The organism is Streptomyces sp. NBC_00203 (assembly GCF_045206325.1).
Lineage (GTDB): Bacteria > Actinomycetota > Actinomycetes > Streptomycetales > Streptomycetaceae > Streptomyces > Streptomyces lutosisoli.
The window spans coordinates 665,955-690,672 of sequence record NZ_CP108126.1 but is presented as its reverse complement, the minus strand read 5'-3'; the positions used below and the strand labels follow the sequence as shown (position 1 = coordinate 690,672).

Annotated in this window: 23 protein-coding genes; 13 read left to right on the top strand and 10 right to left on the bottom strand. The window is 71.3% G+C overall.

Annotated elements, in window-relative coordinates:
* Positions 1-5 precede the first annotated feature (5 nt).
* A complete protein-coding gene (locus OG975_RS03405; RefSeq protein ID WP_406327299.1) occupies positions 6-632 on the bottom strand; it encodes an alpha-ketoglutarate-dependent dioxygenase AlkB family protein in 627 nt (208 codons plus the stop codon).
* A gap of 58 nt (positions 633-690) precedes the next feature.
* Positions 691-1,398, bottom strand: a complete 708-nt coding sequence (locus tag OG975_RS03400; protein ID WP_406327298.1) for an SDR family NAD(P)-dependent oxidoreductase — start codon at positions 1,396-1,398, stop codon at positions 691-693.
* Between the two features lie 102 nt (positions 1,399-1,500).
* Here OG975_RS03400 and OG975_RS03395 point away from each other — a divergent pair, with 102 nt between their 5' ends.
* The gene (locus OG975_RS03395) at positions 1,501-2,343 is read left to right on the top strand and encodes a helix-turn-helix transcriptional regulator (RefSeq protein ID WP_406327296.1); all 843 of its coding nucleotides are present in this window, start codon (positions 1,501-1,503) and stop codon (positions 2,341-2,343) included.
* A 118-nt stretch (positions 2,344-2,461) separates the two neighbouring features.
* On the opposite strand, the gene OG975_RS03390 is transcribed toward OG975_RS03395, so the two are convergent.
* A complete protein-coding gene (locus tag OG975_RS03390) occupies positions 2,462-3,349 on the bottom strand; it encodes an aminoglycoside phosphotransferase family protein (RefSeq protein WP_406327294.1) in 888 nt (295 codons plus the stop codon).
* Between the two features lie 336 nt (positions 3,350-3,685).
* On the opposite strand from OG975_RS03390, the gene OG975_RS03385 reads away from it, so the two are divergent.
* The 3 genes from OG975_RS03385 (at position 3,686) to OG975_RS03375 (ending at position 7,906) form a co-directional block, all read left to right on the top strand.
* Positions 3,686-4,744, top strand: coding sequence for a tetratricopeptide repeat protein (locus tag OG975_RS03385; protein WP_406327292.1), 1,059 nt, complete (start codon positions 3,686-3,688; stop codon positions 4,742-4,744).
* Positions 4,741-5,796 carry a polyprenyl synthetase family protein gene (locus OG975_RS03380; protein ID WP_406327290.1) on the top strand — a complete coding sequence of 352 codons (1,056 nt, stop codon included), beginning with the start codon at positions 4,741-4,743 and terminating at the stop codon, positions 5,794-5,796. The genes OG975_RS03385 and OG975_RS03380 overlap by 4 nt, the downstream gene beginning before the upstream one ends.
* 328 nt (positions 5,797-6,124) lie before the next feature.
* The gene (locus OG975_RS03375; protein ID WP_406327288.1) at positions 6,125-7,906 is read left to right on the top strand and encodes a M4 family metallopeptidase; all 1,782 of its coding nucleotides are present in this window, start codon (positions 6,125-6,127) and stop codon (positions 7,904-7,906) included.
* 60 nt (positions 7,907-7,966) lie between these two features.
* Here the strand turns inward: OG975_RS03375 and OG975_RS03370 are convergent, their stop codons facing one another.
* On the bottom strand, positions 7,967-8,644 hold the full coding sequence (locus tag OG975_RS03370; RefSeq protein ID WP_406327286.1) for an AIM24 family protein: 678 nt from the start codon (positions 8,642-8,644) through the stop codon (positions 7,967-7,969).
* Between the two features lie 148 nt (positions 8,645-8,792).
* The gene (locus tag OG975_RS03365; RefSeq protein ID WP_406327284.1) at positions 8,793-9,356 is read right to left on the bottom strand and encodes an NAD(P)H-dependent oxidoreductase; all 564 of its coding nucleotides are present in this window, start codon (positions 9,354-9,356) and stop codon (positions 8,793-8,795) included.
* 116 nt (positions 9,357-9,472) lie between these two features.
* Here OG975_RS03365 and OG975_RS03360 point away from each other — a divergent pair, with 116 nt between their 5' ends.
* Both OG975_RS03360 and OG975_RS03355 read left to right on the top strand, forming a co-directional pair.
* Positions 9,473-10,132: a TetR/AcrR family transcriptional regulator gene (locus OG975_RS03360; protein ID WP_406327283.1), complete on the top strand. Its 660-nt coding sequence runs from the start codon at positions 9,473-9,475 to the stop codon at positions 10,130-10,132.
* Between the two features lie 251 nt (positions 10,133-10,383).
* Complete coding sequence (locus tag OG975_RS03355) at positions 10,384-11,517, top strand: sulfite oxidase (protein ID WP_406327281.1); 1,134 nt, start codon at positions 10,384-10,386, stop codon at positions 11,515-11,517.
* A gap of 48 nt (positions 11,518-11,565) precedes the next feature.
* Here the strand turns inward: OG975_RS03355 and OG975_RS03350 are convergent, their stop codons facing one another.
* Entirely contained in the window at positions 11,566-12,735 is a 1,170-nt protein-coding gene (locus tag OG975_RS03350; RefSeq protein ID WP_406336129.1) for a glycoside hydrolase family 64 protein, read from the bottom strand.
* A gap of 249 nt (positions 12,736-12,984) precedes the next feature.
* On the opposite strand from OG975_RS03350, the gene OG975_RS03345 reads away from it, so the two are divergent.
* The 6 genes from OG975_RS03345 (at position 12,985) to OG975_RS03320 (ending at position 19,350) form a co-directional block, all read left to right on the top strand.
* A complete protein-coding gene (locus OG975_RS03345) occupies positions 12,985-13,614 on the top strand; it encodes a bifunctional 4-hydroxy-2-oxoglutarate aldolase/2-dehydro-3-deoxy-phosphogluconate aldolase (RefSeq protein ID WP_406327279.1) in 630 nt (209 codons plus the stop codon).
* Positions 13,611-14,588, top strand: a complete 978-nt coding sequence (locus OG975_RS03340; RefSeq protein WP_406327277.1) for a sugar kinase — start codon at positions 13,611-13,613, stop codon at positions 14,586-14,588. Before OG975_RS03345 ends, OG975_RS03340 begins: the two co-directional genes overlap by 4 nt.
* Before the next feature lie 87 nt (positions 14,589-14,675).
* Entirely contained in the window at positions 14,676-15,362 is a 687-nt protein-coding gene (locus tag OG975_RS03335) for a FadR/GntR family transcriptional regulator (RefSeq protein WP_406327275.1), read from the top strand.
* Positions 15,359-16,741, top strand: coding sequence for a hypothetical protein (locus tag OG975_RS03330; protein WP_406327273.1), 1,383 nt, complete (start codon positions 15,359-15,361; stop codon positions 16,739-16,741). Before OG975_RS03335 ends, OG975_RS03330 begins: the two co-directional genes overlap by 4 nt.
* The gene (locus tag OG975_RS03325; protein WP_406327271.1) at positions 16,738-18,591 is read left to right on the top strand and encodes a GMC family oxidoreductase N-terminal domain-containing protein; all 1,854 of its coding nucleotides are present in this window, start codon (positions 16,738-16,740) and stop codon (positions 18,589-18,591) included. Before OG975_RS03330 ends, OG975_RS03325 begins: the two co-directional genes overlap by 4 nt.
* A gap of 126 nt (positions 18,592-18,717) precedes the next feature.
* The gene (locus OG975_RS03320; RefSeq protein ID WP_406327269.1) at positions 18,718-19,350 is read left to right on the top strand and encodes a hypothetical protein; all 633 of its coding nucleotides are present in this window, start codon (positions 18,718-18,720) and stop codon (positions 19,348-19,350) included.
* Between the two features lie 34 nt (positions 19,351-19,384).
* On the opposite strand, the gene OG975_RS03315 is transcribed toward OG975_RS03320, so the two are convergent.
* Complete coding sequence (locus tag OG975_RS03315; protein WP_406327267.1) at positions 19,385-19,768, bottom strand: hypothetical protein; 384 nt, start codon at positions 19,766-19,768, stop codon at positions 19,385-19,387.
* Here OG975_RS03315 and OG975_RS03310 point away from each other — a divergent pair.
* Positions 19,767-20,174 carry a DUF4232 domain-containing protein gene (locus tag OG975_RS03310; protein ID WP_406327265.1) on the top strand — a complete coding sequence of 136 codons (408 nt, stop codon included), beginning with the start codon at positions 19,767-19,769 and terminating at the stop codon, positions 20,172-20,174. The genes OG975_RS03315 and OG975_RS03310 overlap by 2 nt on opposite strands.
* Before the next feature lie 115 nt (positions 20,175-20,289).
* On the opposite strand, the gene OG975_RS03305 is transcribed toward OG975_RS03310, so the two are convergent.
* The 3 genes from OG975_RS03305 to OG975_RS03295 all read right to left on the bottom strand — a co-directional run bounded on the left by OG975_RS03305 (position 20,290) and on the right by OG975_RS03295 (position 24,588).
* Positions 20,290-21,783, bottom strand: a complete 1,494-nt coding sequence (locus OG975_RS03305) for a pentapeptide repeat-containing protein (RefSeq protein WP_406327263.1) — start codon at positions 21,781-21,783, stop codon at positions 20,290-20,292.
* On the bottom strand, positions 21,773-22,333 hold the full coding sequence (locus OG975_RS03300) for a hypothetical protein (protein WP_406327261.1): 561 nt from the start codon (positions 22,331-22,333) through the stop codon (positions 21,773-21,775). Before OG975_RS03300 ends, OG975_RS03305 begins: the two co-directional genes overlap by 11 nt.
* 146 nt (positions 22,334-22,479) lie before the next feature.
* Positions 22,480-24,588 carry an alpha-galactosidase gene (locus OG975_RS03295; protein ID WP_406327259.1) on the bottom strand — a complete coding sequence of 703 codons (2,109 nt, stop codon included), beginning with the start codon at positions 24,586-24,588 and terminating at the stop codon, positions 22,480-22,482.
* Positions 24,589-24,718 lie beyond the last annotated feature (130 nt).

Here is a 24,718-nt window from a genome sequence, read left to right as displayed (position 1 = left end):
CGGACTCAGTTCACCCCGTGCGGCCGGAACTGGATGCTGATCCGAGGTCCCGCCGCCCGCGCCGTCTTGGGGATGGCGTGCTCCCACGTGCGCTGGCAGGAGCCGCCCATGACGATCAGGTCGCCGTGGCCGAGGGGGCGCCGCACGGTGTCCCCGCCACTGCGCGGCCGCAGCAGGAGATCGCGCGGAGCGCCCACCGACAGAATGGCGACCATGGTGTCCTCACGGGCGCCCCGCCCGATCTTGTCCCCGTGCCAGGCCACGCTGTCCCGGCCGTCCCGGTAGTAGCAGAGCCCGGCCGTCGTGAACGGCTCGCCCAGCTCTGCGGCGTAGTGCGCGGACAGCGCGTCCCGGGCCTCGTCCAGGATCGGATGCGGCAGCGGGTCGCCCGCGCGGTAGGAGGCGAGCAGCCGCGGTACGTCCACCACGTGCTCGTACATCTGCCGTCGCTCGGCCCGCCACGGCACCTCCGCGGCGAGCCGGTCGAAGAGCGCGTCGGCCCCGCCGAGCCACCCGGGCAGCAGGTCGATCCAGGCCCCGGCGCCCAGCGCGGTCCGGCGTATCCGGTTCAGCGGACTGAGGTGGAGCTCGTCGGTCTGGTCGAAGAGCGAGCCCTGGAGGTGCATGGCCATGCGACCAGCGTACCCCCGTAATCGAATATATGTTCCATGTCCGGTGTGGTCGTCTCGCTCACCAGGGGACCGGTCCCGAGGCGTCGAAGTAGCCGCCGGTGGGTCCTTCCGAGCCGGTCCGCGCCATGCGGACGATGATCTCGGCGCCCTCCGCGACGGTCTGCGTACCCGTGCGGCCGTTCAGGTCGGTCGCGGTGTAGCCCGGCTCCACCGCGTTGATCCGCATGGCCGGGAACGCCTTCGCGTACTGCGCGGTGATCATGTTGACGGTGGTCTTGGACGCCGGGTAGGCGACGCCCGGGTAGGCGTACGTCGGGGTGTCGGGGGCGGTGACCAGGGCCATCGAGCCGAGGCCGCTGCTCACGTTCACCACGACGGGGGCGGCGGACTGTCGCAGCAGTGGCAGGAACGCGTGGGTGACGCGTACTACGCCGAAGACGTTCGTCTCGAACACCGACCGCATCATGTCGGCGGTCACGTCCGCGGCGCCGACCACGGTGTTCCCCTCGCCGCGCCCTTCGACGCCGGCGTTGTTGACGAGCACGTCGAGTCCGCCGTCGGCCTCGATGGTCTTCGCGGCGGCGGCGACGGACGCGTCGTCGGTGACGTCGAGGACGACCAGCCGCGCCCCCAGCTGTTCGGCGGCCCGTCGCCCGCGCTCCGGGTCCCGGCTGCCGATGTAGACAGTGTGGCCTGCCTCGATGAGCTGACGGGCGGTCTCGAAACCGAGCCCCTTGTTCGCTCCGGTGATCAGTGTCGTAGTCATGGGTCCAGGTTCCGGCGCGGCGGTGCGGTCAGCCAGGAGTCCTGTCTTCCTGGGACTGTCAGTACCAGGCATGTCCGCGCCGGGCGGTGCACAGTTGATGGCATGGCGAGTACGGAGTTCGGGCAGATGGTGCGGCGCTGGCGCGACCGGGTCCCGCCGGAGGCGGCCGGACTGCCGGCCGGCGGCCACCGCCGCGCCGCCGGGCTGCGCCGCGAGGAGCTGGCCCTGCTGGCCGGGATCTCCGTCGACTACGTCACCCGCCTCGAACAGGGCCGGGCGGCCAACCCGTCGGAGCAGGTCGTCGAGGCGCTGGGCCGCGCGCTGCGGCTGTCCGGAGCCGAGCGCGAGCATCTGTTCCATGTCGCCGGGCTCGTACCGCCGGGGCGGGACATGGTGCCCGCCCACATCACACCGGGCGTGCACCGGCTGCTGGACCGGCTCACCGGCACGCCCGCCGCGGTCTACGACGCGGCGTGGACCCTGCTGCTGGCCAACCCGCTGTACGCGGCGCTGCTGGGCGATCCGTCGGGCTGGCGCGGCAACGAGCGCAACGGCGTCTGGCGCAACTTCATCGGCCCGGGCAGCCGCGTCCGCCACACCCCCGAGGAGCGGCGCACATTCGAGGCCACGCTCGTCGCCGACCTCCGCGCGACCGCGAGCCGGTATCCGGCCGACCAGCGGCTACGGCGCCTGATCGCGGAACTGCGCGCGAACAGCGACCGGTGCGCCGAACTGTGGGAGTCCGGAGCCGTGGGCCGCCACGAGGCGTCCCGCAAGACCATCGACCACCCCCAGGTCGGGCCCGTGACCCTCGACTGCGACATCCTCAGCGTCGCGGGCGGCGACCTGCGCATCATGCTCTACACGGCCGAGCCCGGCACCCAGGACGCCGAACGGCTCGCGCTGCTGGGCGTGTTGGGCACGCAGGCGCTCGTGGAGTCCTAGGGGACTTCCCTAGGCGACGTCGCCGAAGACCCGTTCCCCGGGGCGAACCCCTGGACCGCTTCCTTGAGCCGGGCGGGATCCACGCGTCCACCCGTAGCGGATCTGATACGAGTCCGGGCTAGAGATCGGCAAGGACCTCACCGATCACATGCTCGGCGTTGGCCGCGATGACGGGGTTCGTGGTGCGGTAGTACGGGAGTTGGGTCAGGGCCATGGACAGGGCCCAGCCGCGCCCCCGTGCCCACATGGCGTCGTCGGTGCCCACGGTGCTTCGGAACGCGGGTCTCGCCTCGGCGGGGAGGAGATTCCAGGCCGGGATGAGGTCGCTGGCGGGGTCGCCGGTGCCGAGGGTGGCGAAGTCGAGGACGGCGCTGAGGCGGCCCTGGTGGGTGAGGAGGTTCATCGGCATCAGGTCGGAGTGGACCCACACGGGCGGGCCGGTCCATCGAGGTGCCGCCAGCGCGGCCTCCCAGGCCGCGGTCGCGGCCGACGTGTCGATCACGCCGTGGAGTTCGGCGATCGCCGAGCGCGTCTCGGCGTCCACCGCCGTCAGGGGCCCGCCCCGGTAGGCGGGCGGCCCTCCGGGCAGGTCGACCTGTCGCAGCGCGGCGACGAACCGGCCGAGATCGACGGCCAGCGCCTGGGCGTCGGGGAGGCGGCCGGGGACGGGAAGTTCGCCGTCGAGCCAGCGGAGCACGGCCCACGACCAGGGGTACCCCTCCCCGGGCACACCGATGGCGAGGATCTCGGGCACGGCGAAGGGCAGCAGCGGCGCGAGCCGTGGCAGCCAGTCCCCCTCCTTCTCCACGTCACCGGCGCCCGCCGGGATGCGCGGGAGGCGTACGGCCAGGTCGTCGCCGAGCCGGTAGACGGCGTTGACGGTGCCGGACGACTCGACGCGCTTCAACGGCAGGTCGGCCCACACCGGGAACTGCGCGGCCAGCAGCCGTCGTACGAGCGAGTCGTCGATCCGCGCCTCGTCGGCGTGCATCGGGCTTGCGGGCATCGGCGCCTGCTTCCGGTGTGAGAGGTCAACTTCCGCCATTCTGTGGCTCGTTCAAGCTTCCTCGCAGCGCAATTTCGGCTTCCCCGCAAGGCCAGGCAACCTTGCGGGCGCCGCCGTCGTCTTGATCGGCAACGGGTGGGCAGCGCGTGAACCTTGGTGAGTGAGGGATTCCCAGGTGGAAATCCGGCACACTATACGCTCTGCGTATACATATCGTGTATACGTCGTGCGTAGAGCTGAGCCGTCACAGGCTGCCGACCCGCGGAAGCCAGCAACAGCCATCACCGCCGGCTCGCGAGCGAACGCGGCCGACCGGTGGCAGACGGAAAGGCATTCATGTACGGCAAGGCCTTCGCCCCGGAGTACCAGGGCGCTTTGACCACCCTGTCCGTGAACTCCTCACTGACCGACGTCCTCGCGGCCGGCACCGAGCAACTGCGCGCCGCCGAGCGCGCGGGGGCGCGGGCCGAGGCGGCCCGCTCGGGCCTCGCGGTCGCCGAGGCGCACCGCCGCCTCGGCCAGGTGAAGGACGCCGACCGGGCGTGGAAGGCGAGCTACCGCACCGCCCGCGAGGCCGGCGACACCGCAGCGATGGCGTGGGCGCTGTGGAGCGGCGGCACGCTGGCCCGGCAGCGTGGCGCGTTCCCGCTGGCGTGGCGGCTGCTGCGGCTGGCCGCCGAACTCGGCCAGGACGCGGGGGACGTGGTCGTCCGCGGCTACTCCCTGGCGGGGATGGCGGAGACCGGCCGTATCCAGGGCGACTACGCGGCCGTGACCGCGCTGCACGAACAGCTCCTGGCCGAGGCCCGCAAACGGGGCGAGGCCCGCCACACCGTGTGGGCCCTGGAGGGCATCGCGCAGATACACCGCAACACCGGCGCCTACGACACCGCGTACGCCATGTTCGAGGAGGCGGCCCAGATCGCCGCCCGCGCCGAGGACCGGCGCGGTCACGCCTGGGCCCTGCGCGGCCTCGCGGACATCGTCTCCGTACGCGACAGGGACGTGGACCGCGCGCTGGAACTGCTCGGCGAGGCGGAGGTGTCCTGCCGGGCGATGAAGCTGTCCGGCGCGCTCGCCTACAACCACAAGATGCGCGGCAACGTCCTCTACCGGGCCGGACGGTACGAGGAGGCCCGCGACGTCTACGCGCAGGCGCTCGCGGAGTTCGAGGCGATGAGCGAGCCCCGTGGCCGGGCCCTGTCGCGGCTCGGTCTCGTCAAGTCCCTGGCGCGCCTGGGCCGCGACCGCGCCGAGACCGCCGCCGAACTGGCCGAACTGGCGCGGGTGCTGGAGGGCATCGGGCTGCGGCACGCCCGGGACATGGTCGAGCGGGCGCGGACCGAACTCGGCCTCACGCCGACCGGGAGTGTGGACGCGGTGGCCGCCCGATGACCCCTCTCGGTACGGCCCTGCAGTCGCCGCCCGCCGCGCCGGAGATCCTGAGCCGCTGCCGGGAACTCGTCGCCCCCGCCCTCGCGGAGGCGATCGGCAGTCTGCACCCCTGGGTGGCGGAGATGGCCGGATACGCGCTCGGCCGCTGCGAGGTGGGCGGCGCCCCCGCGACCCACAGCCAGGGCAAGGGCGTACGGCAGGCGCTCGCCGTACTGGGCGCGGAGGCGGCCGGCGGCCGTGCCGAAGCGGGCGTGCCGGGCGCCGTCGCCGTGGAGCTCGTGCACACCTTCTCGCTGCTCCACGACGACATCATGGACGGCGACGCACTGCGCCGCGGCCGCCCCGCCGTGTGGAAGGCGTACGGCACGGGCCCCGCCGTCCTCGCGGGCGACGCGCTGTTCGCCCTGGCCGTGGAGACCCTCACCACGGGGCCCGCGACCGCGCACGCCGCCGCGGCCGTACGGCACCTGACCACGGCCCTGCGCGACCTGGTCCGCGGCCAGGCCGACGACCTGCTGTTCGCCGACCGCCCCTGGCGCGGAGCCGAGGCGGTCGGTGTGGGGGAGTACGAGGCGATGGCCGAGCACAAGACCGGTGCGCTGCTCGGCGGCGCGCTGGCCCTGGGCGCCCAACTGGCGGGAGCGCGACAGGAGACCACGACCGCCCTGGACCGCGCCGGGCGCCATCTCGGGGTGGCCTTCCAGATCGCCGACGACCTTCTGGGCATCTGGGGTGATCCGGCCGTCACGGGCAAACCGGTCCACGGTGACCTGCGCCAGGGGAAGAAGACCCTCCCGGTTCTCGTCGCCCTGAACGGGCCCGGCCGCTGTGCGCTCGCCGAACTCCTCGCCTCACCGGCCGCGCTCGACGACGCCGCCGTTCGCCACGCCGCGTCCCTCGTCGAGCGGGCCGGCGGTCGCACAGGGGCCCTGCGCGAGGCCCGCCGTCATCTCGCCGCGGCGGACACGCTGCTGGCGGACGCGTCGCTCGCCCCGCGCCCCGCCGGGGAGCTGCGCACCCTGCTGTCCTCCCTCGCCCACCGCACGATCTGACACCTGCGCGCCTCCGGACCCGTCCGCTCCGGGCCGGAGGCGCTGCGACATGGATCACATACGCGTGTCAATGGGCCTCACCAGGCAACCGCCTCATTCCCCCTCACATCTGTCCGGGCGGCGCGCAGTTGGGCACCCGTTGATCACCGAGAAGTGAACATTCGTAAAGACATCGCCCAGAAACCAAATAAAAGGGATCTTTCGTCTTTACATGTACATGATGAATCTGTGAAGGTGTCGCCTCGGGGCCCAACAGCTCCCACGGCGCCCAACAGCGCCGTGCCTCGTGGCGGTTGGCGATCCCGGCCGCCCTGTTCGAAGGAACTCAGTGCGTAGACCCCACATACGCCGCGTGGCGATAGCCGTCGCGGTGACGACGGCCGCCACTCTCCCGGCGGGCTCCGCCTTCGCGGCCGCGCCCGACTCGCCCGCCCGCACGGCGGCTTCGGCCACCTCGCCGGTGGACGCCGCCAGGGCCGCGGCCTTCGCTCACGCGTCGGCCACCGGTGTCACCCAGGGCGACACCCTTCAGGCCAAGGACGTGATGACGGACCCGGACGGCAAGCAGCACGTCCGCTTCGTCCGCACCCACCAGGGCCTCCCGGTCCTCGGCGGCGACCTGGTCGTCCACCTCAGCAAGCAGTCCGGCTACCTCGGCGTGACCCGGGCGGCCGACCACGTGGTCAAGCCGGCCACCACCGAGGCGAAGCTGACGCCCCAGCAGGCCGAGCAGAAGGCCGCCGCGGTCGCCAAGGGTGACGCGGGCAGCGCCGAACTGGTCGTCGACGCCCGTGACGGCGCCGCCGCGCTCGCCTACCAGGTGCGCGTGACGGACAGCGACACCACGGAGGCCGGCGGCTCCCGCACGGTCGTCGTGGACGCCCAGACCGGCAAGGTGCGCAGCAACACCCCCGACAGCGACGAGTTCATCTCGCCGTCCCTGGAGGAGACGCTGCGCAAGCGGGGCGAGTCGGCGACCCCCGAGACGGGTACCGCTGTCACCGGGCTGACCGGCATCAGCGGCGCGACCGCGGCGGGCCAGTACCCGGCCACGGCCACCGGCAGCGGCGCCTCGCTCTTCGCGGGCAAGGTGGCGCTGAGCACGACGCAGACCGCGCGGACCAGCTTCCTCCTCAAGGACCGGACCCGGTGGAACACCGAGACCCGGGACGCCAGGGGCCAGGAGCTGGAATCCTTCGCCGGCGGCAAGAAGTTCACCGACGGCGACAACAAGTGGGGCAGCGGCACCACGTCCAGCCGTGCCACCGCCGCGGTCGACGCCCAGTACGGCATCACCAAGACGCTGGACTTCTACAAGAAGACCTTCGGCCGCAAGGGCATCAAGAACAACAGCGCCGGTGCCCACGCGATGGTCCACTTCGGCAACAAGGTCGGCAACGCCTTCTGGGACTCGACGTGCGGCTGCATGCTGTACGGCGACGGTGACGGCGACCTGTTCAAGAAGCCCCTGGTCGTTCTCGACGTCACCGGTCACGAGCTGACGCACGGCGTCGTCGACGCCACCGCCGCCCTCGAACCCACCCGCGTGGACCAGGACGGCAACCAGTACGGGGAGCCCGGCTCCCTGAACGAGTCGCTCGCCGACATCTTCGGCTCGAACGTCGAGTTCTCGGCCAACAACCCGAAGAACCCGCCGAACTACCTCCTGGGCGAGAAGCTGGGCCTGGAGCAGAAGTTCCTGCGCCGCCTCGACCACCCGTCCCTCGACAAGCTCGAAGGCACGGTCGACTACTGGGCGCCCGAGGTCTACGACACCGAGGTCCACGCGGGCTCCGGCGTCTCCTCGCACGCGTACTACCTGCTCGCCGAGGGCAGCGGCCGCAAGACGATCGGCTCGGTGACGTACGACTCGCCGACGTACGACGGTTCGACGGTGACCGGTATCGGCCGGACCAAGGCCACCGCGATCTTCTACCGGGCGCTCACCCGCTACATGGTCTCCACGACCGACTTCCATGACGCGCGGAAGGCCACCCTCAAGGCCGCCGCCGACATGTACGGGTCGAGCAGCACCGAGTACAAGACGGTCAACAAGGCCTGGGCCGCCGTCAATGTGACGGCCGCCAACACCCCCGCCGCGGGGCACTGACGCACCACATGAGGGCGCCCCGCCATCCGGCGGGGCGTCCTTTCGTCCGCGGCCTCGGTGTCAGTGCTGCTGCGCCTTCTGCGGCGTCACCTCGCTGGGACGCACGACGACGTAACCCTCGCCCTCCAGCTTCAACTGCACGGCCTCGCCGGAACCGCCGCGGATCATCGAGCCGATCGACTGCGAGCGGTGCAGCGAGGTGTGCAGATGGGCGGTCCAGCCGACGACGGCGTCCGTGTCGACGTACACCGGCTGCTGCTGCGAGACGGGTATGACCAGCGGGTTGCCCTCGCAGATCAGTCCCAGACCGCCGTGGCCGGTGAAGACGCTGTTGAACAGGCCGCCGCCGGTGATGCCCGCGCCCTTCACGGTCTTTATCTCGTACGACAAGGTGGCGTCGAAACACAGCACGTTGCGCCCGTTGACGGTGAACACGTCGCCCGGCTCGATGCCGACGATGAAACAGTTCTGCGCCTCGTGCGCAAACCAGGCCTCGCCCTGCCCGCGGACGGTCATCAGCGGCAGCCCCTCACCGGTGACCGCCCGCTTGAGCATGCCGCCCATGCCCTGGCCCTTGCGCTCGAACTGCAGATTCCCCCGGTAGGCGACCATCGCGCCCTGTCGTGCCAGCATCTCGCCGTTGACGGCGTACTTGATGGACTTGGCGTTCTGAATGGTCATGCCCGGCGCGACGGCGGGCTGCACCATGTGGTCACTGGAAAAGAGATCACCCTTCATGCGGGCATCTTGGCGCGGAGGATTTCGTTCCGCCAAGATCCAGGAGACGCCGGAGACATACGGTGGCGGTCTTGAGACACGCGGTGGCGATCTTGAGACATACGAAAGGGCCGGCCCGGCTGAACCGGACCGGCCCTCACGGGAGTTGTCAGGCGGCGGTGACTTCGCCGACCTGGGTGTGCAGACGGCTGACGACCTCCGTCAGCTGGGCGGCGACCTCGGCGTCGTCGACCGGGTGGGTCTCGGCGAAGCGGACCACGGAGCCGGGGATGGAGAGCTTGACGTCCTCCAGGACGGTGCCGCCCGCGATGCCCACGGCCTTGCGGGCGTCGTCCTGCGCCCATACGCCGCCGAACTGGCCGTACGCGGTGCCGACCACGGCGACCGGCTTGCCGGTGAAGGCGCCGGCGCCATAGGGGCGGGACAGCCAGTCGATGGCGTTCTTCAGCACGGCCGGGATCGTGCCGTTGTACTCGGGCGAGAAGAGCAGGAAGGCGTCGGCGCGGCCGGCGGCCTCACGCAGCCGGGCAGCGGCGGCGGGCACGCCGCCGTCGACGTCGATGTCCTCGTTGTAGAAGGGGACCTCGGCCAGGCCCTCGAAGAGCTCGACCTCGGCGCCTTCCGGGGCGAGCTTGACGGCCGCCTCGGCGAGCTGGCGGTTGTGGGAGCCGGCACGCAGGCTGCCGACGAGCGCGAGGATACGTACAGACATGAGTAACTCCCGAAGCTGAAACATTGCCGCAATAAAGCGGACCGAGGTCCGTTTAAAGTTGTAGCACTGAAGCGGACCGGAGTCCAGTTTTCCCGGTCTGCCGTTACGCTGGCTTCATGTCCACCCCGCTCCCGCCGTTCCCGAAGCGACAGGAACCGTCCGACGAACCCGTGCTCACGGAGCTCACCACCCCCGGTGACGCCCCGCAGCTGCGCGCCGACGCCGCACGCAACCGCGCGCGTCTGCTGGAGGCCGCCACCCGGCTGGTGGAGCAGCACGGGGTGGCCAATGTGACGATGGAGGCCGTCGCCGCCGCGGCGTCGGTGGGCAAGGGCACCGTCTTCAGGCGCTTCGGCGACCGCACCGGCCTGCTGATGGCGCTGCTCGACCACACCGAGCAGCGGTTCCAGGCCGACTTCATCAGCGGTCCGCCCCCGCTCGGCCCCGGGGCGTCACCGGTGGAGCGACTGCACGCCTTCGGCTGTCGCGCCCTGCGCCAGACCTCCGAGCGGCTGGACCTGTACCTCGCCGCGGAGCCCGACGCCTCCCGCCGCTTCAACTCCGCCCCGTACCGCGTCCGCCTCATGCACGTCTGCATGCTGCTGCGCCAGGTCCGCCCGGCCACGGACGCCGAACTTGTCGCCCAGACCCTGATGGGATACCTGGAACCCGCCCTGATCCACCACCTGACCCGCCAGCGCGACATGCCGCTGGAGCGCCTGGAGTCCGGGTGGCACGACATGGTGGACCGGAGTATCCGTCCGCCGTCCGCCTAGGGCCTGTCCGGCGGATCATGTCGCAGACGCGGGGTCTGGTACGCCCTCCCCCACTGCCTTAAGGGCGTGGGGGGACCCCCAGCGGCGTTGTCGTCGGTTGCCGACGCTCCGCGTCGACGCCCTCCTCCGCCTTGCAGCTGGACGCACCAGACCCCGCTCACCTGGGGCTATCAGGCGCCGCTGCCTTCCTGCGACCTGATCCGCCGGACAGGCCCTAGCCTCCGCGCGCCCGGAAGGCGGACAATGCGGGCATGGGTCATCGCCTCGACGATGTGAGTGGACCTGCCCGGCTGGCCGGCCCGGAAGAGGGCGTCAGCCAGGAGGAGCTGGCCCTCGCCGCCCGGAATCACGGGATGCCGCTGGAGGCTCTGCGGTACGACGTCACGCCACCGGGGCTGCACTACGTACTGACGCACTACGACATCCCGTACGCCGCGAGTTCCTCGTGGCAGCTCACCCTCGGGGGACGGGTGCGGCGGTCGCTGCTGCTGGGGATCGCTGACCTGAAGGCGTATCCCGCGGTCACGCAACGGGTGACGCTGGAGTGCGCGGGCAATGGGCGGGCCCTGCTGACGCCCCGGCCGGTGAGTCAGCCGTGGCTGGTGGAGGCGGTCGGTACGGCGGAGTGGACCGGCGTGCCGTTGCGGATGCTGCTCGCCGAGGCCGGCGTCGAACCCGGGGCGGTGGACGTGGTGTTCACCGGCGCCGATCACGGCGTCGAGCGCGGGGTCGAGCAGGACTACCAGCGTGCCCTTCCGCTGGACGTGGCCATGGGCGGCGAGCCCGAGGTGCTCGTGGCGTACGGGATGAACGGCGCCCCGCTGCCACCCCAGCACGGACATCCGGTGCGGCTGGTGGTGCCCGGCTGGTACGGCATGGCGCACGTGAAGTGGCTGCGCGACATCACGGTTTCGGACACGCCCTTCACGGGATTCCAGCAGGCCGTGGCCTACCGGCTGCGGCAGGGCGCCGGCGACGAGGGCGAACCGGTCACCCGGATCGCCCCGCGTGCCCTGCTGATCCCGCCCGGCTTCCCGGACTTCATGTCCCGGACCCGGGTGGTCCGGCCGGGTGTCGTGGCGCTGGAGGGCCGGGCCTGGTCGGGGCGCGCGCCGGTGACCGGGGTCGAGGTGAGCTGGGACGCGGGACGGTCCTGGTCCGCGGCGCACCTGGACGGGGGAAGCGGCCTGCGCTGGGCCTGGCGCCCTTGGCACTTCGACTGGACGGCCGCACCTGGCCACCATGTGCTCAGCGCGCGGGCCACCGACGCCGAGGGCCACACCCAGCCCCTGGAACAGCCGTGGAACCGGGGCGGCTTCGTCAACAACCTCGTCCAGCGGGTCCCTGTGCTCTGCCTCGATCCCGATCCCGACGACGGAATGTGAAGGGGTGGCGGAGTCCCGCGCGGGACTCCGCCACCCCGGAACCATCCGTCAGCTGAACGGATCCAGCGTGATGTAGGCCTGTTGCGGATTCCCGTCGTGGACGAGCGACTCGTAGTTGCCGACGTCGTCGAAGGCGAACGCGTAGGCCTTGCCGTCGGCCATCTGCGCGTGGATCTTGCGGGCGTACTGGTTGGTCACCGTGTCCTGGTAGAAGTTCGCCGACGTGGTGTCGGGCTGGTTGGGATTGACCAGGAGCGTGGAGCGGTTGAAGCCCGCGCACAGGGTGCGTGAAATGGGGCCGCGCACCAGGTCGTTGGGCGCGTCGAGACGCTTGTAGCAGCCGAAGATGCTGTCGGAGTCGGGCTTCTGGAAGCTGGTGACGACCGCTCCGGCACTGTTGGTGAAGTTCATGACGTCACCGGACACCCGGCCGTAGTACTTCGTGTTCGGCTGGTCGGCGAACGGCGTCACCGTCAGCGTCGACGAACTGTACTTCTGCCACACACGGTTGACGTAGTCGTCCATGACGGTGCCTGGCAGCGCGCCCGCCTCGACGCCGTGGCCGGGAGCGAGAGCCCGCAGGACGGTGCCGTCGGACCGGGTCTGGATCAGATTGGCCCAGCCGCCCGGCTGACCCCGCAGGGCGTTGAAGAACCCGTTGTACCCACCGGCTTTGAGGTGGCCGGTGTTCTTCGTCGTGCCGTCGGCGAGCTGGACTCCGACGGCGTACGGCGCGGAGAACATGTCGACCTGTGTGCTGTTGATCCACAGCCCGGAGTCGTTGAGTGTGTACTCGGACCAGTTGAAGAGGATGTTGCGGTTGGGGTCGCTCGGATTCTGCACGGCCGGCTGCACCAGGCCACCCGTCGTCAGCCGGAAGTCGAGCTTCTGCCCGTAGGAGAAGTAGATCCGTCCGGAGAACTTGGGGATCCGGATCGTCTTCGACTGTCCATTGGCCGGCCCCGCGATCGACGCGTCGGGCGCGGGCGTCGGCGGATTGCCGCCCGCGGGCCAGGCGTGGAACGTTCCGTTCGCGTCGGCCCAGCCCTGCTGGCCGGTGGACAGGTTCGTGCCGAGGTCGTAGATGTAAATCGGGTCACTGCGGCCGGAGTTGTTCGTGAACTTCAGCGGGATGGTCGCCGGGACGGCGGCCTCGGCCCGGGACGGGGCCCCGAACGTCAGCAGCGCCGCGGTGAGCGTGGCCGCCGCCGCTGCCAAAGCCCGCCAGTTGGGTTTTCCAGGCACTCTCGTCCTCCTTGATGTGGGGGTTTCAGCGAGGTGGATTCCTGCGGACGAGGGTCGTCCGGTTCCTCTTGAGAGCGCTCTCAGAATTCTCCTGGGCGGCGTACATGTCAACGATTCACACACAATTGGTCTGGTCCAACTTCCGCCGCCCCAGGCCCCCGTACGATCCGATGGCCCCCGTCGTCCGATGATCCGTACCGTCCGAGGAAGGAACCACCACCCGTGAACCTGCAGGCCGCCCTGGCAGTCCATCGCCTCGTCGCCATCGTGCGCGGAGGCGACGCCGACGCTTCGTTGCGCACTGTGCTGACCCTGGCCGAGGAGGGCATCGAACTCGTCGAGGTGTCGCTCACCGGCAAGGACGCCCTCACCGTCATCGAGCGGGCGAGAGAGGCACTCGGACCTGACAGGCCCTTGGGTGCCGGAACGGTACTGACCGCCGACGACGCCCGCGCCGCGCACGACGCCGGAGCGGACTTCGCGGTCACGCCCGGTCTGGGAGACGGCGTGAGGGCGGCGCGGCACCTCGGCATGCCCGTACTCGCCGGAGTGATGACCCCGACCGACATCATCGCCGCGCGAGCTCTCGGCGCCGAGGCGCTGAAGATCTTCCCGGCCGCCCAGGCCGGCGGAGCGGCGTATGTGAAAGCCCTGCGCGGCCCGTTCCCGCACGAGACGTTCGTCCCGGTCGGCGGTGTCGACGAGGCGGCCGCCCGGGCTCATCTGGCGGCCGGGGCAACGGCTGTCGGCGTCGGCTCACCCCTCATCGGCGACGCCGCGGACGGGGGAAGCCTCACCGCGCTGCGCGAGCGCGCCCGCGCCTTCCGCGCCGTCGTGCGGGAGACGGCATGACGAACGGATGGCGTCCGCCCCGAGGACGTGTCGTGTGCGTCGGCGAGAGCATGGCGGCGCTGGCCCCCGAGCCGCCCCAGTCCCTGGAACGGGCGGACAGCCTGCGGGTGTCCGTCGCCGGCGCCGAGTCGAACGTGGCGATGTACCTGGCCGATCACGGCGTTCCCGTCGCCTGGCTCTCGGCCGTCGGCGACGACACCTGGGGCAGGAGGGTGCGCGACGCGGTCGCCGCGGCCGGCGTCGACGTCTCGCGCGTCCGCACCGATCCGGACCGGCCGACAGGGCTGCTCGTGAAGGATCCCGGGGCCGACGGCACCCGCGTGCACTACTACCGGCGCGGTTCCGCCGCCTCCGCCCTGGGCCCCGGACTGCTCGACGAGGATACGATCCGCTCGGCGGCCCTCGCACACTTCACGGGCATCACCCCGGCACTGTCCGCGTCCTGCGGGGAACTCGTGACACGGGCGCTCACCGGCCCGTACACCGTGAGCTTCGACGTCAACCACCGTCCCGCGCTCTGGCCCGACGCCTCGGCCGCCACGGTGCTGCGCGACCTGGCAGACCGCGCGGACATCGTCTTCGTCGGACTCGACGAGGCGCAGCGCCTGTGGGGCCAGGACCTGAAGGCCGCCGATGTACGGGAGTTGCTCGGGCGCCCGCGCATCCTCGTCGTCAAGGACGGTGCGTACGCCGCGACCGCGTTCAGTGACGAAGGCGTGTGCACCGTTCCGGCGCTGCGGACGACCGTGGTCGAACCCGTCGGCGCGGGCGACGCCTTCGCGGCGGGGTTCCTCGCCGGTCTGCTGCGAGGCGAGGAAATGCGGCGCGCGCTGCGGCTCGGCCACATCACCGCGGTGTCCGCGCTCGGGGTGACGGGGGACCACGGGCCCCTCCCGGACAGCGAGCGCATCGAACGCCTCCTCGGCCTGCCGGACGAGGAGTGGCTCACGCTCGGGCCGGCGATGAGCGGCTAACGGCCGTTTGTGGAAGAGGGGTTGACCGAGAAGGACGCCCACTGGTTCAGTGGCTCAGCCACTCATCCACTTGCCGGAGGGGGAACCGTGGAGGCACTGCCCCGCGAGACCATCGTGGACGTACTGGAAGACCGGCTGCGCACGGACATACTCAACGGCCGCCACCCGGCGGGGAGTTACCTTCCTGCGGAGCGCCAACTCGCCGACGGTTACGGAGTCACCCGGACCACGCTCAAGCACGCCTTCGGCCGGCTCGTCCAGGCGGGCCTGCTGGAGACCCGGCACGGTGTGGGGACCCGGGTGCGCGACTACGCCCGCCTGGGCGGCGCGGATCTGCTGCCCATGCTCGTGCGGCACGATGCGAAATGGATCCACGAGATCTTCGAAGTGCGGCGTGGCGTGGGCGCGTTGATCGCCGAACGGGCCGCGGCGCGAGCCACCCGCACCCAGCGGGCCGAGCTTCGCGCGCTGCTGGAAGCCGTACGGGAGGCCGACGGCGCCGACGCGGTGCAGCTCGCCGACGTCGAGGTGCACCGCGCCCTCGCCCGCGCCACCGGCAACCGCGTCTACGTCCTGCTGACGAACACGCTGTTCAACGCCTACCTGCCCGTCCGCTCCCTGCTCAAGGGGCCCTTCACCGACCCGGCGGCGGCGTACGAACGGCTGGCCCCGGTGGTGGAGGCGGTGACATCCCAGGACGCCCGGCAGGCGCACACGGCAGCCGACGCCTATCTGCGGGCGACCGAGCGCATCATGCTGGAAGGTCTCGTATGAGGGGTACCGCGTTCAAGGAGACGATGCTCGGCACGGTCCGGCTCGACACCGAGACACGGGAGCGCCGCATACGCCTCGACCTGCGCGCCGAAGCCGACGAGATACTGCGCCCGCATCGCACCACCCGGGCGCGCGTGACCGGCCGCGTACGGATCGCCGGGTTCGCCGACGCCCCTGACGCCGAGGGCGAGTTGGAGGTGTCACCGCTGGCCAGGCGGCGCATCCGCTACCGACTGGCGTTCACCGCCGACGGCCGTGGCCTCACCCTGGACGGCTGGAAGTCCGTCACCGCGCGCCGCCCGTTGGAGTCGATGACCGTCCTGCCGTTCACGCTGTACGAGGGGGACGCGCGGGCCGGCGAAGGGGTCCTGCGCTTCCCGCTCGCGACCGGCCTCGCGCCGTTCCTCCTCAGCTTCCGCTTCCCCCGGCGCGAGAGCCGGTCCGAGCACTTCGCGCCGCGCTGGAACGGCACACCGGGCCGCACCGAGGTCTGGTACACCACGCTGACCGATCCGGCGAGCGGCACCGGGATCTGGCTGCACCACGAACTGACCGCGCCCGCCGACGGATCCGAACCGTTCGCCCACGGATGGGTCGCGGCGTTCCCCCGCGAGGGCGAGGTACGGCATGCCCGCTTCGGGCCCGTCCCCTGGACCCGGCCCGCGGACGGGTTCGCGGGAGACAACGTCACGGCCGTCCCGGGGCAACTCGCAGGCAGCGCGGGCGACTTCCACTGGAAGCTCACCGAACGCCCGCAAGCATCGCCCCTGTTCACCTTCCCGCGCTGGTCCTGGCGCCGACCACTGCTGCCCGCAGCCCAGATGCTCCCGGCCGCGCGGGCCACGTACGACGGTGAATTCTCCTACGGGGAACACACCTTGACCCCGCGCGGTGCACCCGGCGCCTCGGCCCGCATCTACGGGCACGGCAACGCTCACCGGTGGACCTGGCTCCACGCGGAGCTCGGTGACGGCGACGTCCTGGAGATCGTCGCGGCGGTGTCCACCCGGCCGGGCCTGCGGCGGCTGCCTCCGCTGGTGTTCCTGCGGCTGCGCCGGCAGGGCAGGACCTGGCCGCGACGGGCGGAGCGGTCGGCGGTGGGCTGGCTGGGCGTCGGGCGGTTCCGGGCCGCGTTCGGCCTCCCCGAGTGGACGGTGACCGGCCGGACGGCGCTGCGCCGCATCCGCGTCGAGGTCGGCCAGCCCGCCGAACGCACCCTCACCCTGGAGTACCGCGACCCGGACGGAACCCGTGCGGTGTGCCGCAACAGCGAGTCCGCCGACGCCCGCATCGTGCTGGAGCGCTGGTGGGGCCGCTGGCGCCCGGAGGCCTCCTGGGTCCTGGACGGCACCGCGCACGCCGAGGCGGGCGAGCGGTGACCGCCGAAGGATTCGTTGCCGCGCTGCTCGCCGACACCGGCGACGAGAGCTGGCCCGCACGCGTGCCGCAGCGGCTCGACACGGTGCTCGCCGCGCTGCCCCGGCCCGCCCGCGCCGGGCTGCACACGGCCGTCGCTGCCCTGGAGACGTACGCCGTCCTGCGCACCGGCAGACGCCTGGCCGCACTCGCCCCCGACGAACGCGAGAGCGTGCTCGGCTCGCTGGCCGCACGCCCCCGTCTCGCCCCGCTGCTCGACGTCCTCAAGGTGCCCGTGCTGCTGGCGGCGGGAACCGAGCGCATGCCCGCCGCGCCCGCCGCTCCTGTGACGGCACCCGCGGACCCGCCCCTCGACTGCACCCCGGCGCACGAGTGGCCGACACGTTCCACCGCCGACGTGGTGGTCGTCGGGTCCGGCGCTGGCGGTGCCGTGGCCGCCCGGACGTTCGCGCGCGCCGGACTGAGCGTGGTCGTCCTGGAGGAGGGCGAACATCACTCGACGGCCTCCTTCGGACGTCGGGCGCCGCTCGACCGTTTCGCCGAGCTGTACCGGGACGGCGGCGCCACCGTTGCCGTCGGCAACCCGCCGCTGCTGCTGCCGGTCGGCCGCGCGGTCGGCGGCACCACCGTCGTCAACTCCGGTACCTGCTACCGGACTCCGGAGCATGTGCTGGACCGATGGAGCAATGCGTACGGGTTCGGGCTCGCCGAGGGCTTCGGGGCCCGGCTCGACGAGATCGAGCGCACCCTCCGCGTGGCCACCCAGCCGCTCGACGTACTCGGCAACAACGGCATGCTCGCACTCGCGGGCGCCGAGCGGCTCGGCTGGCGGGCCGGACCGCTGCGCCGCAACGCGCCCGGCTGCAAGGGCTCCTGCCAGTGCGTGGTCGGCTGCCCCACCGGAGCCAAACAGAGCGTGCAGCTGTCCGTCCTGCCCGACGCCTGCGCCGCGGGGGCCCGGATCGTCACGGGTGCGCGGGTCCGCCGCATCCTGGTGGACCACGACGGACCGGGCGCGCCGCGCGCCGCGGGCGTACAGGCGCGGCGGCCGGACGGCAGCGAACTGGAGATCCTCAGCCCGCTCGTCGTGACCGCGGCCGGCGCCCTCCAGACACCGCCCCTGCTGCGCCGCTCGGGCCTCGGCGGACATCCACGGCTGGGCCGCAACCTCAGCGTGCACCCGGCCACCAGCGTCGCGGGACGCTTCACCGAGCCGGTCACCGCCTGGCAGGGCGTGCTGCAGAGCGCCGGAATCGAGGAACTGCACGACCGCGGTGTCCTCATCGAGGCGACCGCGAGCCCGCCGGGCATGGGAAGTTTCGTCCTCCCGGGTCTGGGTCGCGAGCTGCGGCGCGAACTGGAGGACGCGGACCATCTCGCGACCCTCGGCGCCATGATCGCCGACCGCCCCTCCGGCCGGGTCCAGGGCCAAGGCCGCACCCTTGTCCGCTACGACCTGGACCCCCGTGACGGCGACCGGCTGATGACGGCCGTACGCGCCATGGGCCGCCTGCTCTTCGCGGCGGGCGCCGAGGAGATCCTCACCGGAGTCCCCCGCGCCCCGCGCGCCCGCTCACTGGAGGAACTCGACGACCTGCTCACCGGGGTCACCGCCCGCGACCTGCACCTCTCGGCATTCCACCCCACCGGCACAGCCGCCGCCGGCGCCGACCCACAGCGCGCCCCCACCGACCCCGAGGGCCGGCTCCGCGGCACCCACGGAATCCTTGTCACGGACGCCTCGGCCCTGCCCAGCTGCCCGGAGGTCAACCCCCAGCTGAGCATCATGGCGGCGGCTCTGGCGATCGCGGAGACCTGGCTGGAACGGGAGGGCGGCTCGGGAACCCCCTGAGGCTCCGGCCACTCCGGGCCCTCCCTCGTCGCACCGGACACTCCAACGGTCCAGCGCCGTTCGCGGAGCCCGGTCCCGGCACGGAGCATGAGGGAGTCCCGTAGGCCAGGAAGAGGACGAGCCCCCATGAGTACACGCACTGCCGACGCCCGAGGCCGATCGAGCCGATCACGCCGGATCGCTGTCCTCGTGGCCGCGTTCGCGTGCGGCTCCGTGCTCGTCTCGTGCAGCACGGACAGCAACGACAGCGGCGGTTCCTCGGTGAGCCTCCCCACCGCGCCGAACGCGTCGAACTTCACCGGGTCGGCGCCGTCCGCCCTGGCCTCGGCAGCCTCCTCGATCATCGGCTCCGCCCGCGCCTCGGCGTCGGCGGCAGCCTCCTCCGCGGCGGCCGCAGCGTCGGCGTTCGAGGCGTCCGTCTCCGCCGACACGGCACGCGCCAGTGCGGCCGCGCAGAAGGAGCTGAAGGACGTACAGGGCAGCGGAAACGCTGTATCCGAGGTCTCCATGACCGGCCTGCCCAAGGCGGAGACCGGTGGGCTGCTCGCCGTGCTCGTCACCATCACCAACAAGACCGACCAGAAGGCGTCGTACGCCGTGCAGATCGACTTCGAGGACTCCGACGGCAAGGTCGTGGAGACCAGGTACGTCGGCGCGGAGAACCTCGACCCGGGGAAGCGGGCCCAGCCCATCGCCATCAGCAGACAGCCCTCCGAGCCCCAGCTGACGGCTCGGCTGGCCAAGGCGCAGCGGTACTAGGCCGCCGTCCGGGACATGGTCTGTCACCGTCATGTCACAGACCCTTGAGCAGGTGAACCCAGCAAGCCGCCCATGCCCTCTGAAGCGACGAGTGCCGGTGAGCGACCGGCGCCTGAACTTCTACTTCGGGGGACTTCATGCAGTACGCGACGGGTATGCGCAGAGGCGCTCTGGCGATGGTCACCGCGTCGGCGGCCACACTGCTCATGACCGCGTGCCAGCCGGGCGGGAACGGAGCCGGGGCGGCCAGTTCGCCGTCGGGCGTTCCGGCCAAGCCGGCGGCCTCCAAGTCCAGCGCCCCGACGTCCGCGTCGTCGGGGCCGGCCACGACCGCCCCGTCGACCCCCGCCGGGACCCCGACGTCGACCCCCGCCACGAAGACGAAGACCTGTGGTGTGGCGGACCTTGAGGCGTCCATGTACCAGGCCGCCGTCCGGCCGGACGGCACCGGAACCGGGGCGGCGATCGTCGAGTTCACCAATGTGTCCGCCAAGCCGTGCACCGTCCAGGGCCATCCGACCGTGGCGGGAGCGGGCAATGGCTCCCCGGCGAAGAACCATCCCCTCACGGTGACCGCCGAGGGCTCCGCGTCCACGGTGGTCGTCGCACCGGGCGGCAAGGCATGGACCAAGCTGACGTTCGTCCAGGTCCAGGGCGAGGCCGACGGCTACTGCGTATCCGGGTCCACGCCCGTCACGTATCCGACCCTGGTGGTGGGCCTCCCGGCCGCCGGATTCCACCAGGTCGCCCTTGACGACGGCGTACTGGCCGAGTGCGACGACACGGTGACCGTCACCGCCGTTTCCGCCACCAAGCCCTCCTGACCGCACGGTTCGCCACCACAGCGGGCGTTCCGTAACCGCTGTGGTGGCGTACGTGTCGCGGCCGACGGCGTGGTCGTATGACTCGCCGGCTCGTCCGTTCAACTCTTTCCTTCGGCTATACGGAACTGGGCGCCTGCGCGCGCTCGGCGGCGCCGTCGCCCCGGATCTCCCATTCGCCGGGCTCCACTTCCACCGACCTGGTCATGATCGCCGGATAGATGGCGGTCGGCCACTTCGTGCCGAGCGTCCAGCGCGCACCGAACAGCCGGGTGTGGGACAGGTTCGCCCTGATCAGGTTGGCGCCGCGGAGGCTGGCGCTGCGCACATCGGCGTGACTGAGGTCCGCGCCACGCAAGTCGCTTCCGTCGAGCTGCGTCCTCTGCAGATTCGCGCTCTTCAGGTTCGCTTTGGAGAGGTTGGCGTCCTTCAGCTGACCGCGTGACAGGTCAACGTGTTCGAGGTTCGCACCGTTCAGATCGGCGTTCAGGAGATTCGCCTCGCTGAGGGCCGAGTTGCGCAAGTCGGAACTGCTCAGGTCGGCGTCCCGCAGTTCGGCGCCCTGGAGGCTGGTCGAGGCCAGCTTCGCGCTTTTGAGGTCGGCCTCGCTGAGATTCGCGCCGCTGAGGTCCGCTGTGCTGAGATCGACGCCGGGCAGGCTGATACCGACCAGGTCGGCGCCGGGCATGATGACACCGGCCAAGTGAGTCTCGCTCAGCTGCTGCAGCCCAGGGAGCGTCGCCCCGGTCAGGTTCGCGCCCCGCAAATGGGCCCCACTCACTCCAGCCCCCCGCAGATCGGCGCCGGTGAGGTTCGCGTCTTGGAGGTTCGCCCGGTTCAGCTGTGCCCGAACCAGGCAGGCTTCGGTCAGATCGGCTCCGTCCAAGTCCGCGCCGGCCAGGTCCGCTCCCTCCAGATTCGCCCGCGTCAGGTCGGTGTCCCGCAGGTTCGTGGCCCCGGGCGCCGGGCTGAAGAGGTCAGTGATCGAGTGTGTGCCAGAGCGAATCTGCGAGGCACCGTGATGCACGCTCAGACGGGCTCCGCCGAGGTCGGCGTCTGTCAGGCGGGCTCCACTGAGCTGGGCGCCCCGCAGATCAGCACGCCGGAGGGACGCTCCGCTCAGATCGGCCCGAACGAGGTTCGCCTGTGTGAGCCGAGTGCCTTTGATATCGGCGCCGTTGAGCTTCGCCTCACGCAGATTGGCTCTCGGCAGGATCGCGTCGTTCAGCGCGGCTTCGCTCAGAACCGCCATGGAAAGGTCGACGCTCCCCGTCCCGCGCATGGCCAGCGGGATGCCGACTGCTTCGTCGGAGGCACTGCACTGGGTCAATTTCGCCCGGCGGAGGTTGGCGTGGCTCATGTCGGCGCCCGTGAGCACGGCTCCGCGGAGATCGGCGCCGGTCAGGTCGGCATGGGCCAGGTCGCCGTTGGACAGGTCGGCGCCATGGAGATCGTCGCCCGGACGAAGTCGTCTGTGCGGTTGAAAGGCGAGTGCCGCCCTCAGCACATGATCGAACCTCCGCCGGGGAACGACGGGCGCCTGAGCCTGGAAGGGGGGTTCGGCGCGTCCCAGATACCGGATGACCTGGCCGACAAAGGAATCACGACGCACTGGATCCGCCTCCCTCGGAGGGTTCCCCGTCTGTCAGTGGCTCGCCTCCCGCGAGCGGCAGTGGCTCGTCGTCCGCGCGTGGCAGCGGCTTGTCGTCGGCGAGTGGCAGAGACTCGTCCTGCAGTGGAGACGGCGGTTCCGGCACCGTCCGCGACTGCTCCTCGCCCTCAGGCAGCCCTCCCAGAGCGGGATCATCGGACGTCAGCCCGACCGCCTGATCCGCGTGTGCGCCGAAGTCCCTCCGCTCCTCGCCCACTGCGAGACCTTGAGGCACGCGACGAGCGATCTGCTCCAGGATCTTCGGTGCGGCGACGCCCACCGCGAAAGCACTGGTCGCGGTTGCGACCTGGCTTGTCGCGGCGAGCGCGGCAGTGAGACCGGTGCCGACCGTCAGCCGTATGAGAACAGACACCAAATAGGGCTTGAGTTCGAGGTGTCCCCTGCGCTTCCACGGGAATCCGCGTGAGGCATGGATGGCCGAATAGAGATCCGACGCCTCGATGAGCCCAGAGCCGACGAGGGCCCACCACACAGCTTCCAGTACCGGCATCCGGCCCCCTCGGCCAGCACGTATGTCCCGCACGTCTTTCCAGACGCCCGTGACGGACCAGCTTGCCAGCCGGGGATGCCCGCGTCACAGGATCGACACATCCAATAACACTGCGTATGCCGGCGATCGTCGCGGTTCCTTCGCCGTCAGCCGTCCATTTCCCGCACCAGGTGCACCGCCATGCTCGACCAGTCGCCCGGCGGCAGATCGAGACGGAGCCCGTACTCGCCGAGCACGGCGGCGTGATGGACGGTGCCGACGCGGGTGTCGCGGTAACGGGTACCCGGGGTGAGGGCACGCAGGCGGACCGGCAATTGGGGCGCTCCGTGGCGGGTGACACGGCGGTACGCGAGAAGGAGGGCTTCGGAGGCATCCGGTGCCGTGTACTGGACCACCGACACGGAGTCCTCGTCAGGCGCCGACAGCCGGTCCAGTCGCCCGTGCTGCACCAGATGGCGCACCTTCTTGTACTCGGCCACCAGGGCGGCCCCCTCCCGCAGTTCCTCCTCGGACCAGCGAGTGAGATCGCCCCCGATGCCCAGCGCCCCCGCCATCGCGACGTGGAAGCGGAAGCGCAGCGGAACCGTGCGGCCGGTGAGCTGGTTCGGTACGTCCGTGACCCACGAGCCCATGGTGCGCGCGGGATAGACCTGGCCGTAGCCGTGCTGGATCCCCATCCGGTCGGCGGCATCGGTGTTGTCCGACGCCCACGTCTGGTCCGTACGGGACAGAATGCCCAGGTCGACCCGGCCGCCCCCGCCGCTGCACGACTCGATGCGCAGCGCCGGGTGGTCCGCGCGCAGGCGGTCGATGACGTCGTAGAGATTGCGCACGTACTGCGGTCCGAGGCGGTCGGCGCCGTCCTGCCGGCCGGGCCAGCCGGGCTCGCTGAACGCCCGGTTCATGTCCCACTTGAGGAAGTCGATGCCGTGGTCCCCGACCAGCCGCGTCAGCCAGCCGTACGCCCAGTCCGCGACGTCCCGACGAGCGAAGTTGAGGACGAGCTGGTTGCGCAGCTCGGAGCGCGGGCGGCCGGTGAAGTGCAGGACCCAGTCCGGGTGCCGGCGATACAGGTCGCTGTCCGGATTCACCATCTCGGGCTCCACCCACAGGCCGAAGCCCATCCCGAGCCGGTGCACCGCCTCGACCAGCGGTGCCAGCCCCTCGGGGAAGCGGTCCGGAGCGGGCGTCCAGTCGCCCAGGCCGGCCCGGTCGCTGCGGCGCGCCCCGAACCAGCCGTCGTCGACGACATACAGCTCGACTCCGAGCTCGGCGGCCCGTTCGGCGAGCGCCTTCTGGCCGACCTCGTCGACATCGAAGCCCGTGGCCTCCCAGGAGTTGTAGAGCACCGGGGCGACCTCGTCCGGATGCGGCAGGACATGGGTCAGGGTGTACGTGTGCCAGGCGCGACTGGCGGCGCCGAAACCGCCGTCGGTGAACAGGCCCGCGAACGGGGGAGTGGTGAACTCCTCGCCCGGCGAGAGCGGCACGGCCGTACCGTCATGACCCAGGCCACCGGTGAATCCCGCGTGCCCGTCCGGAGTGCGCTGCGCGGTGATCCGCCAGCTCCCGCTCCACGCGAGAGCGGCGCTCCACACCCGGCCGTGTTCCTCTGTCGCCTCGCCCCCGTCCAGCATCACCCACGGGTTCGCGTGATGGCTGGTGATCCCGCGGCGGCTCGTCAACACCGTTTCCCCGTAAGGGAGTTGGGCTCGATGCAGTTGGGTCTCGGCGGACCACTGTCCGGTGACACGACTGAGCCGGTAGTCCGGTAGCGGGGGCAGGGTCCATGCGGCCGAGTCGGCGCGCAGCAGGGTGACGGGCTCGTCGCCGGCGTTGCGGACGACGGTCCAGCGCTCGATGACGTCCGTGTCGTCGCGCAGGCGGTAGTGGAGCGCCACCCGCAGGGGGTAGCGGCGGTCGCGGAACGACAGTTCCAGCTCGCCTTCGTGGACGCGATGGCCGGTCGGCTGCCATTCGAAGGCGCGGGACCCGTCCGTGAACCGGACTTGCAGCGACGGCGGCCCGTAGCGCGTCCCGCTGTCCACGGGAAGTTCCTCCCCGGCGGGGGGTCTTCCCTCGAAACTGCTGGTCGGGACGGGCCGCGGCAGGGCGAGTTCCTCGGCCTCCGCGAGCGTCAGGCGTGGGCCCCATCCGAGATGGCAGGGTGCTCCGGTCTCGTCGATTCTCAGCGCGTACGACGTGTGCGGTGTGGCCAGCAGCCAGACCCCGGTGTCCGGGGCGAAGGAGATCATCGAGAGGCGTCCTCACGTTCCGGTGGTGCCACGAGATGCTTGAAAGCCAACCGTGACCTTCGATCACATGTCAACACCCCATCTCCATCTGTCATTTGCAGGTCACTGAACCCTCAAAGGCGGCTCTCAA